Origin of the sequence: Methylobacterium tarhaniae, assembly GCF_001043955.1 — a bacterium.
Lineage (GTDB): Bacteria > Pseudomonadota > Alphaproteobacteria > Rhizobiales > Beijerinckiaceae > Methylobacterium > Methylobacterium tarhaniae.
Genome location: NZ_LABZ01000158.1, coordinates 1 through 9,791, shown reverse-complemented (window position 1 = coordinate 9,791; position 9,791 = coordinate 1). Strand labels below are relative to the sequence as shown.

Below are 9,791 nucleotides of genomic sequence, written 5' to 3'. Positions count from 1 at the left end.
CGATGCGGGGATCGGCGACGAGGGCCTGGCCGACCGCGATGCCGGCATCGAGGAGGAGCGAGAACACGCCCTCCGGCAGGCCGCAGGACTTCACCGCCGCCTGCACCGCGCGGCCGACCAGTTCCGAGGTGCCGGGATGGGCCGGGTGGGCCTTCGCCACCACCGGGCGGCCGGCGGCGAGCGCCGAGGCCGTGTCGCCGCCCGCCACCGAGAAGGCGAGGGGGAAGTTCGAGGCGCCGAACACCGCGACCGGGCCGACGGCGATCTGGCGCAGGCGCAGGTCGGGGCGCGGCAGCGGCTTGCGCTCGGGTTGGGCCGGGTCGATGCGGGCTTCCAGGAAGCCGCCGTCGCGCACCACGCCGGCGAACATCCGGAGCTGGCCGACGGTGCGGCCGCGCTCGCCCTCGAGCCGGGCCCGGGGCAGGCCGCTCTCGGCCATGCAGCGGACGATCAGCTCGTCGCCGATGGCCATGATGGCGTCGGCGACGGCCTCCAGGAAGCGAGCGCGGTCCTCCAGCGAGGTCTCGCGGTAGGTATCGAAGGCTTCGGCGGCGAGCGCGCAGGCCCGCTCGACATCCGTCCCCGTCGCCGACGCGAAGGCCGGCTCCAGGCTGTTGCCGGTGGCGGCCTCGACGGCGCGGAAGCTCTCGCCCTCGCCGCGGCGGGCGGCGGCGCCGATCAGGTTCTCTCCGGTGATGGGCATGGGTCGCGTCCTCTCCTGTCCGTGTCGGTCGTTGCGCGCGCTTATGCCCCGGCGGGCTGGGAATGATCCACCGGGGCTGCGGATAAAAATCCGCTCACGAGAATCCTGGCCCGCTGCGACCGTCTGTCCCGAGCGCTTGCCGCGGGCCCGCGCGGGCCGATGTGCCCTCGACCGGCGTTAGTCCAACGCCGCGACGAAGGACACGATGCAGATCCATCTCGACGCCGTCGGGGGCGTGGCCGGCGACATGGTCGTGGCGGCGCTCCTCGACGCCTTTCCGGAGCACGAGGCGGGCCTGCGCGCGAGCGTGGCACGGGCGAGCCGCGGCCGGACGGCCTGCGCGCTCCTCGCCCATGGCGACGGGGTGCTCCAGGGGCGGCGGTTCGCCGTAACGGGTCCGGAGGGCGAGGCCCCGGAGCGGCCGGCGGACGAGCACGCCCATCATCACGGCGATCACCATCACCACCATGGCGACCACCCCCACGACCCTCGCGGCCATCACCATCACGGTGGCGGGCACGCGCACCGGCACTGGTCCGGCATCCGGCGCGACCTCGAAGCGAGCGGGCTCGCCCCCGCGGTGCTCGGCCATGCGCTAGCGATCTTCGGGCATCTGGCGCAGGCCGAGGCACAGGTGCACGGCATCCCGGTCGAGGAGGTGGCGTTCCACGAGGTCGGGGCCTGGGACTCGATCGCCGACATCGTGGCGACCGCGCACCTCATCGACGCGATCGGCGCGACGCGCTGGTCGGTCTCGGCCCTGCCGCTCGGCTCGGGACGGGTCATGACCCAGCACGGGCCGTTGCCGGTGCCGGCCCCGGCGACCGCGCTCCTGCTCGAAGGCTTCCTCACCCTCGATGACGGCGTGCCGGGCGAGCGCGTGACCCCGACCGGGGCGGCGATCCTGCGCCATCTCTGCGGCGGCCAAGCCCGAAGGAGCGGGCCGCGCCGGCTCCTGCGCAGCGGCCTCGGCTTCGGCACCAAGGTGCTGCCGGGCCTGAGCAACGTGCTGCGGGTGCTGGCCTTCGAGGAGCAGGGCGAGACCGGATCGCCCGGCCACCGCGAGCTCGGCATCATCGAGTTCGAGGTCGACGACCAGTCGGCGGAAGACCTCGCCATGGGGCTCGATCGGTTGCGGGCCCACCCCAAGATCTTCGACGTCGTGCAGATGCCGGTTTTCGGCAAGAAGGGCCGCATGATGACCCATGTCCGGGCGCTGGCCCGGGCCGACGCGATCGAGGAGGCGATCGAGGCCTGCTTCCGCGAGACCACCACGATCGGCCTGCGCCACCACACCGTCTCGGGCGCGGCGCTCACGCGGCGCCTCGACACCGTGGAGGTCGGAGGAAAGACGGTCAGGGTGAAGAGCGTGGAGCGGCCCGGCGGGCGCACCGCCAAGGCGGAAACCGACGACGCGCTCTCCACCGAGGGCCACGCCGCCCGCCAGGCCCTGCGCCGCGAGGCCGAGCGCCTGGCCCTCTCGCTGCCGGAGGACGAGCGATGAGCGCGGGCCTCGAACAGGTCCTCGCCGGACTCGGCCCGGTGGCCGTCGCGGTGAGCGGCGGCGTCGACAGCCTGACCCTGGCGACGATCGCGCATCGCACCGCGCGGGATTCACCCCTGATGGTCCATGCCGTCTCTCCCGCCGTGCCGGGCGAGGCGACGGAGCGGGTGCGGGACGAGGCGGCCCGCGAAGGCTGGCAACTCCGGGTGATCGAGGCCGGCGAGTTCGCCGACCCCGCCTATCGCGACAACCCGGTCAATCGCTGCTTCTTCTGCAAGACCAACCTCTACGGGGCGATCCGGCGCGTCACCGACCGGCAGATCGTCTCGGGCGCCAATCTCGACGATCTCGGCGAGTACCGCCCCGGCCTCGACGCCGCCCGGGAGCACGGGGTGCGCCATCCCTTGGTGGAGGCGGGGTTCAGCAAGGCGATGGTGCGGGCGCTCGCCCGCGACCTCGGCCTCGGCGCGGTGGCGGAGCTGCCGGCCGCCCCGTGCCTGTCGAGCCGGGTCGAGACCGGCATCCGCATCGAGCCCGAGACCCTGGCCTTCATCCACGCCGTCGAGCGGCTGGTCGGCGAGGACCTCACGCTCACGGGAGCCGGGAGAGGAGCCAGAAGCGCCGTGCGCTGCCGGGTGCGCGCCGCCGGCATCGTGGTCGAGCTCGATTCGCAGAGCCTCGCCGGCCTGACCGAGCCGGCGAAGGACGATCTCGGCCGCCGCATCGCCGCGCATGCCCCGGCGCGGCTCGCCGCGGCGCCGGTCTCCTTCGCGCCCTACCGCTCCGGCAGCGCCTTCCTGGTGGGAGGGCCGGCCCGGTGAGCATCCAGGACGAATTCACCCTCGACTTCGCCCGGCCCGAGCGGATCGGCCTCGAAGAGGCGGTGTTCGCCGCCGGCAAGTCGCCGGCCCAGATCGATGCCATCCTGGCGGCGGCCGAGGCGCGCGGCGCCCGCTTCCTCGTCACCCGCCTCGATCCGGACCGCTTCGCGGCCCTCACCACCAAAGACCGGCTCGATTACTGCCCGGTCTCGCGCACCGCGTTCTTCGGCGAGGCGAGGCGGGTCGAAGGCCCGGCCCGCATCGCCATCGTCGCGGCCGGCACCTCGGACGTTCCGGTGGCGCGGGAGGCCGAGCGGACGCTGGCCTACCAGGGCCACGCCACGACGCTGATCGCCGATGTCGGCGTCGCCGGATTGTGGCGGCTGACCCGGCGGATCGAGGAGATCCGGGCTCATCCGGTGGTGATCTGCGCCGCCGGCATGGATGCGGCGTTGCCCAGCGTGCTCGGCGGCCTCGTCGCCGGCGCCGTGATCGCGGTGCCGACCTCGGTCGGCTACGGCGTCGCGGAGGGCGGTCGCGCCGCCCTCGACGCGGTGCTGGCGAGCTGCGCTCCCGGCATCGCGGTCGTCAACATCGATAACGGCTACGGCGCGGCCTGCGCGGCCCTGCGCCTGCTCCACGCGGCCCACCGCCTGACGGAGGCGTCCCGATGAAGCCTGTCCAAGGAGAACCGCCATGGAACGTCGCAGCTTCCTGCAGGGCGCGGCCCTCGGGGCCGGTCTCGCCGTCACCAGCGGTGCGGGGGCGTTCACGGCCGCCCCGCTCGCCCCGCTTCCGGGCACCCGGCCCACCGATCCGGCCGACCTGCCGCTCGTCACCGATCCCGGCGAGCGCCGGGGCGAGATGCTCTACCGCCCCTTCGGACGGACGGGCGAAACGATTTCCGCCATCGGCATGGGCGGCTTCCACCTCGGCAAGAGCGCCGTGACCGATGCCGAGGCGACCCGGCTGATCCATGAGGGGATCGACCGCGGCATCACCTTCATGGACAATTGCTGGGACTACAACGAGGGCCGCTCCGAGGAGCGGATGGGCATCGCCCTCGAGCAGAACGGCTATCGCGACAAGGTCTTCCTGATGTCCAAGATGGACGGGCGGACCAAGCAGGAGGCCATGAAGCAGATCGACCAGTCGCTGCGCCGCCTGCGCACCGACCGGATCGACCTCGTCCAGCACCACGAGATCCTGCGCTACGACGATCCCGACCGCGTCTTCGCCGAGGGCGGCGCCATGGAGGCGTTCGTCGAGGCGAAGAAGGCCGGCAAGCTGCGCTATATCGGCTTCACCGGCCACAAGGACCCGCGCATCCACCTCCAGATGCTCGAAGTGGCGGCCGAGCGCGGCTTCCACTTCGATTCCGTGCAGATGCCCCTCAACGTGATGGACGCGCATTTCCGCAGCTTCGGCCACCTCGTGCTGCCCTATCTCGTTCAGAACGGCATCGCGGCGCTCGCCATGAAGACCTTCGGCGACGGGGTGATCCTGAAGAGCGACGCGCCGATCAAGCCGATCGAGTACCTGCACTTCTCGCTCAACCTTCAGACCGCGGTGGTCATCACCGGCATCCAGAACCAGCGCGACCTCGACCAGGCCTTCGAGGCGGTGAAGACCTTCACGCCGATGGACAAGGCGACGGTGGCGGAACTCCTGAACCGCAGCCGCCCCTACGCGCTGGAGGGCAAGTACGAGCTGTTCAAGACGAGTGCCACCTTCGACGGCACCGCCAAGAACGCCGCCTGGCTCGGCGAGGACGTGCCGGGGGTGAAGAAATTGGCGCCCACCATGGAGTGAGCCGGGAGGTGGGATGACGCAGCCATGATGGCGGCCGATGGGCCGGACCAAGCGTCCTCCCCAACCGCCAAGGCTTGCTCAGCGACAAGACCACGCCGGCAAGAGGCCGCATCATGAGCGACATCCCCGACCCTCCTCCGCCGAACTCCACGGCGGCAACAAACGCCTCGCGGCCTGGGCTGCCGAAGCGTCCGCGGACAGCCCCTCGCTGATCGAGCGCTTCGCGGCGATGGGCCATGACGGGCGGGGCAGGACCCGCGAGGTGGAGGCGGCTTTGCGCTGCCCGCCGGGGGCGGGGGCGAAGCCTGACTTAAGCGAGGGGCCGTCCGCCCTGCGCAGGCGGCAGGATCGCCTCAAGCCGCCCGGACCGTCGCGAGGAAGCGGGCGACCTCCGCCCCGAGATGCTCGGATTCGCGGGACAGTTCGGACGCGGCCGACAGAACCTTGCTCGCCGCCGCCCCCGTCTCCTCCGAGGCCCGCGCCACGCCCGCGATGTTGCCGGTCACCTCGTTGGTGCCCGCCGAGGCCTGGCTCACGTTGCGCACGATCTCCTGGGTCGCCGCCCCCTGCTGCTCCACCGCCATGGCGAGCGAGGCCGCCACGGCATCGATCTCGCGGATCCGTCCGGTGATGCCGCCGATCGCCGTGACCGCCTGGCCGGTCACGTCCTGAACCTCGCCGATCTGGCGTCCGATCTCCTCGGTCGTCCTGGCGGTCTGCTCGGCCAACGCCTTCACCTCGCTGGCCACCACCGCGAAGCCGCGCCCCGCCGCCCCGGCGCGGGCCGCCTCGATCGTCGCGTTGAGCGCGAGCAGGTTGGTTTGGCTGGCGATCGACGAGATCATGACGACCATGTCGCCGATGCGCGCCGCGTTCCGGCTCAGCGCCTGGACGAGAGCGACCGTCTGGCCGGCCTCGCCGACCGCGACCTGCGCGAGCTGGGCCGAGCCCTGGACCTGCCGGCCGATCTCCTGCACGGAGACGCCGAGTTCCTCGGCGGCGGCGGCGGCGGCGACGGTATTGACGTTGGCGGCGGCCTCCTCGGCAGCCGCCGCCACGGTGGTCGATTGCGAAGCCGTCCCGGTGGCGGTCGAGGTCAGCTGCCGGGCGGTGGCCTGCAGCTCGGTGGCCGACGCGGAGACCATGCCGATGATCCCGCCGACCGCCGTCTCGAAGCTGTCGGCCATCTGGCGCATGCCGGCCTTGCGCTGCTCCTCCGCGGCGAGACGGGCCTGCGCCGTCTCCTCTTCCAGCGCCTTCATGCGGATCAGGCCGGCCTTGAACACCTGCACGGCGTCCGCGATCGTGCCGATCTCCGTCCGCGCGCCCTGATGCGGCACGACGGCCGTGAGATCGCCCGCGGCGAGGGACTGCATGGAGCGCACGATCGAGCCGATGCCCCGCGAGATGCCGAGGATGATCGAGCCGGCGAGCGCGATCGCCAGCACGACGGCGGCGAGGCCGGTCCCGATCAGCGTCAGGCGCATCCGGGCATAGGCCTGCTGGCTGTCGCTCTCGGCCTGGTGGGCTCCCTCCTGATTGAGCTTGATGATCTTCGCGAGCGCGATCGAGGCGTTCCGCCGCGGCTGGACACCCTGGGTCTCGTAGACGGTGAGGGCCTGCGCCTTCTCGCCCTTGTGGGACAGGCCGAGGATCAGGTCGACGGCACGCGTGAACGCATGCCATTCCCTGGTGAAGGTCTCGAAGAGCGCACGCTCCTCGGGCGAGCTGATGTAGCCCTGGACGGTCTTGGCCACCGTCTCGATGGTTCGTCCGCGCTTGGCGAGATCGTCGCCGACCTGGGCCAGCATCGTCGCTTCCTGCGTCAGGATATGACGGAGGAGGCTGGTGTTGTAGCGGCCGGTGAGGGCATCGAGCTCGGCGGCCGCCCGCAGGCTCGGCAACCAGTTGGTCTCGACCTCGATCAGCCGGTCGTTGATCGTGGAGGCACTCCACAATCCTGCCGTGCTCAATCCGCCGAGAAGCAGGAGCAGCATCGAAAAGGCAGCGACGAGCTTGCTGCGGATGGACAAGGACTGGAGCGACACGGCCGACCTCGCGAGGGGCAACCGTCGATCCCGGCATGATGGCGCCGCCTGACGTAAGGTCTGCCAGCAACCGGTTAACAAGCCTGCCGATCAGGCATGCCCTTCGGGCCGGCTTCACGATCAATCGACATGCCGGATTCCGCAATGAATTCGTCGTATTTTATTCATTTCGCCATAGGATATTAAATCCATGCGGCACTACCAAGAAAAGATTGAACGCAAACTTGTCTTTGAAGGACTTGTTGCGCTCGCCGTCCTGGTCGGCCGGCACGGCGCCCCGGGAGGCACCGGCCGTCCGAAGCCCGCTCACCCCGCCCGCAGCCCCGCCGCGATCTCCCGCACCGCGTCCCACGCCATCATCACGTCCGCCCGCGTGGTCGTGGTCTGGCCGACCTGGAAGCGGATGACGAAGCGGTTCTCGTGGCGGGTCTGGGTCAGGTAGGTGCGGCCGTCGTCGTTGATGCGCTCCAGGAGGCGGGCATTCAGCGCATCGAGGTCGTCGGCGCCGGCACCGATGCCTGCATCGGCAGGCGCGTAGCGGAAGCTGAACAGGGACAGGACCGGCGCCGAGGTCAGCTCGAAATCCGGGTCGGAGTCGATGATCCCGGCCAGCTCCCGCGCCCAGGCGACGTGGTCGCGGATCATGCCCTGCAACGTCTCGACGCCGTAGGAGCGGATCACGAACCACAGCTTCAGGGCCCGGAAGCGGCGCCCGAGGGGGATCGACCACTCGTTGTAGTCGACGACGCCGTCCCGGCCCAGCGTGCGCAGGTAGGAGGGGCGAAGGCCCAACGTGTCGGTCAGCGCCTTCGGGTCGCGGACGAAATGGGCCGAGCAGTCGAAATGGGTGAACAGCCACTTGTGCGGGTTGAAGACCAGGCTGTCGGCGAGGTCGGCACCCCGCATCAAGTCGCGGAATTCGGGGCAGATCATCGCGCTGCCGGCCCAGGCGGCATCGACGTGGAGAAACACCCCGTGCCGGCGCGCGACCGCCGCGACCGCCTCGATCGGATCGCAGGCGCCGATGCCGGTGCCGCCCAGGCACGCGACGATGGCGGCCGGCACGAGGCCTGCCTCCCGGTCGGCCCGGATGGCCGCGTCGAGGGCCTCCGGGTCCATGCCGTGGAGCGGGCCGGTCACGGGGATCCGCACCAGGTTGGCGTCGCCGAGGCCGGCGATGCGCACCGCCTTGTCGACCGAGGAATGCACCTGCTCGGAGGCGTAGACCCGTAACGTGGGCCCGCCCGCGAGGCCGTTCGCGTTGCCGGTGAAGCCGAGCGCCCGCTCCCGGGCGGTGAGGAGCGCCGCGAGCGTCGCGCCGGAGGCCGAATCCTGGATCACGCCCGAGAAGTCTTGGGGCAGGCCGATCATCTGGCGCAGCCAGTCCATCACCCGGGTCTCGAGCTCGGTCGCGGCCGGCGAGGTCTGCCAGAGCATGCATTGCGCCGCGAGCGCCGCGGTGACGAACTCCGCCACCAGGGAGGGCGGGCTGGCATTGGCCGGGAAATAGGCGAAGAAGCGCGGGTGCTGCCAATGGGTCATGCCCGGCATCACCACCCGGTCGAGGTCGGAAAAAATCCGATCCATCGGCTCGCCCTCCGCCGGAGGGGCTTCGGGCAATTGCCGGAAGATCTCGCCCGGTGCCACCTGCGCCCGCACCGGCCGCTCCCCGACCCCCGCGAGGTAATCCACCGACCAGTCGGCGGCCCGGCGCGCCCAGGCCCGAAACGTCTCGTCGTCCATCCGCTCCTCCCGCCGGCCCGGTCTTCCGGTGCCCGCGGCTATCTAGCAGGTTTCGCGGCGGGCGCCTTCCTGCCTGCCCTCCTGTCGATCGAGTCGGGGCGTCGCCCGGCAGGCCGCGCCATCCCCGACAATCGATCCCAGTGGATGGCCCGCTTGATGGCGAGGCGGAACGGTGTCACGATCAATCAAGTGGGCACTATTTACGGTTGTTTAACCGTTTTTAGGTTGCGAGATCGAGCAGATATTTTCTGTGTACGTAGGGAAAAGAGGAGTGTAGAGGGAACGTTCGCTGATGTCGCAGATTGTCAGTATAACTTTCAATATTCCTTAACGCGTCATGTTAGTTCATGGCGAAGACCAGAGGAGCGCGATGTTCGGGCGACGCACCCAGACGAGGCCGGTGAGCGGGCTGACCCAGCGCCATGTTCGCGTGACGAGCGAGGGGGCGGATCTGGACGGCTGCCTGATCTTTCTCGGCGATCAGCTGGTCTCGCTGCTGGTTCGCCTGCAGCCCGGGCCCTCGGCCGCGCCGGAGCACCGGCACAAGTGGCGCGTGGCGGAGACCTACGGGCCCTGCAAGGCCCTGGCCCGCTCCCCGCTCTTCGACACGCCCGACGCGGTGATCGACTGGATCGCCCGCCGCCTGCCTCTCCCGGCTCCACGGGCCTGGATGGACGCGCACCTGCTGCCCTGAGACGAGCCTGCGGCGCATGCCCGGACCGATGCGGCCGCAAGGCACAGGATAACGCCTTTCCCCTCAAAGGTTTCTCGGCCTGGGGCGCCCGCGCGGCGCGTCGGCCCGGTGCGCCGGCGCACGGAGGCCGAGGCGGGCCGGATCCATATCCCGCTCATGCCGCTCGATCCCGCCGCGCCCGCGTGAGACGCCGGGATGCGGGCGGCAGGAGGTTCGTCATGATCCGCTTCGTCACCGCCGCGGCTGCCGCCGCCCTCGTCGCCTCGCCCCTGATCGTCCTTCCGCTCCCGGCCTCCGCCCATGGCGGGGACCGCGAGCCGGCCGGCGGCGCCTTCATGAGCAGCTACGTCACCAACCCCTACGCCACCGCCCGCCCGCCCGAGGCCCGACCCCTGGACCGGCCGGCGCCGTGGTTCCTGCCCAACGTCGCCGGACCGGAGACCACCGGCTCCGTGCGGGCCCTCCC

At 71.0% G+C, this 9,791-nt stretch carries 8 protein-coding genes and 1 pseudogene; 6 read left to right on the top strand and 3 right to left on the bottom strand.

Going from position 1 to position 9,791, the window contains the following annotated elements:
- Positions 1 to 703: aldehyde dehydrogenase family protein (locus tag VQ03_RS21375; RefSeq protein WP_048452928.1), on the bottom strand; the 703-nt coding region annotated here is incomplete at its 3' end.
- Between the two features lie 205 nt (positions 704 to 908).
- On the opposite strand from VQ03_RS21375, the gene larC reads away from it, so the two are divergent.
- The 4 genes from larC to VQ03_RS21355 are packed head-to-tail and all read left to right on the top strand — an operon-like array spanning position 909 to position 4,840.
- Positions 909 to 2,207 carry a nickel pincer cofactor biosynthesis protein LarC gene (gene larC / locus VQ03_RS21370; protein WP_048452927.1) on the top strand — a complete coding sequence of 433 codons (1,299 nt, stop codon included), beginning with the start codon at positions 909 to 911 and terminating at the stop codon, positions 2,205 to 2,207.
- The gene (larE, locus tag VQ03_RS21365) at positions 2,204 to 3,028 is read left to right on the top strand and encodes an ATP-dependent sacrificial sulfur transferase LarE (protein ID WP_048452926.1); all 825 of its coding nucleotides are present in this window, start codon (positions 2,204 to 2,206) and stop codon (positions 3,026 to 3,028) included. The genes larC and larE overlap by 4 nt, the downstream gene beginning before the upstream one ends.
- Entirely contained in the window at positions 3,025 to 3,702 is a 678-nt protein-coding gene (gene larB, locus VQ03_RS21360) for a nickel pincer cofactor biosynthesis protein LarB (protein WP_048452925.1), read from the top strand. Before larE ends, larB begins: the two co-directional genes overlap by 4 nt.
- Before the next feature lie 22 nt (positions 3,703 to 3,724).
- Complete coding sequence (locus tag VQ03_RS21355; protein WP_048452924.1) at positions 3,725 to 4,840, top strand: aldo/keto reductase; 1,116 nt, start codon at positions 3,725 to 3,727, stop codon at positions 4,838 to 4,840.
- 353 nt (positions 4,841 to 5,193) lie between these two features.
- Here the strand turns inward: VQ03_RS21355 and VQ03_RS21350 are convergent, their stop codons facing one another.
- Both VQ03_RS21350 and VQ03_RS21345 read right to left on the bottom strand, forming a co-directional pair.
- The gene (locus tag VQ03_RS21350) at positions 5,194 to 6,888 is read right to left on the bottom strand and encodes a methyl-accepting chemotaxis protein (RefSeq protein WP_048452923.1); all 1,695 of its coding nucleotides are present in this window, start codon (positions 6,886 to 6,888) and stop codon (positions 5,194 to 5,196) included.
- 306 nt (positions 6,889 to 7,194) lie between these two features.
- A complete protein-coding gene (locus tag VQ03_RS21345; protein WP_048452922.1) occupies positions 7,195 to 8,631 on the bottom strand; it encodes a pyridoxal phosphate-dependent decarboxylase family protein in 1,437 nt (478 codons plus the stop codon).
- Positions 8,632 to 9,001: 370 nt separating this feature from the next.
- On the opposite strand from VQ03_RS21345, the gene VQ03_RS21340 reads away from it, so the two are divergent.
- Both VQ03_RS21340 and VQ03_RS21335 read left to right on the top strand, forming a co-directional pair.
- On the top strand, positions 9,002 to 9,325 hold the full coding sequence (locus tag VQ03_RS21340; RefSeq protein ID WP_048452921.1) for a hypothetical protein: 324 nt from the start codon (positions 9,002 to 9,004) through the stop codon (positions 9,323 to 9,325).
- 218 nt (positions 9,326 to 9,543) lie between these two features.
- Positions 9,544 to 9,791 (top strand): annotated as a pseudogene (locus tag VQ03_RS21335) (hypothetical protein); the annotation flags it as partial.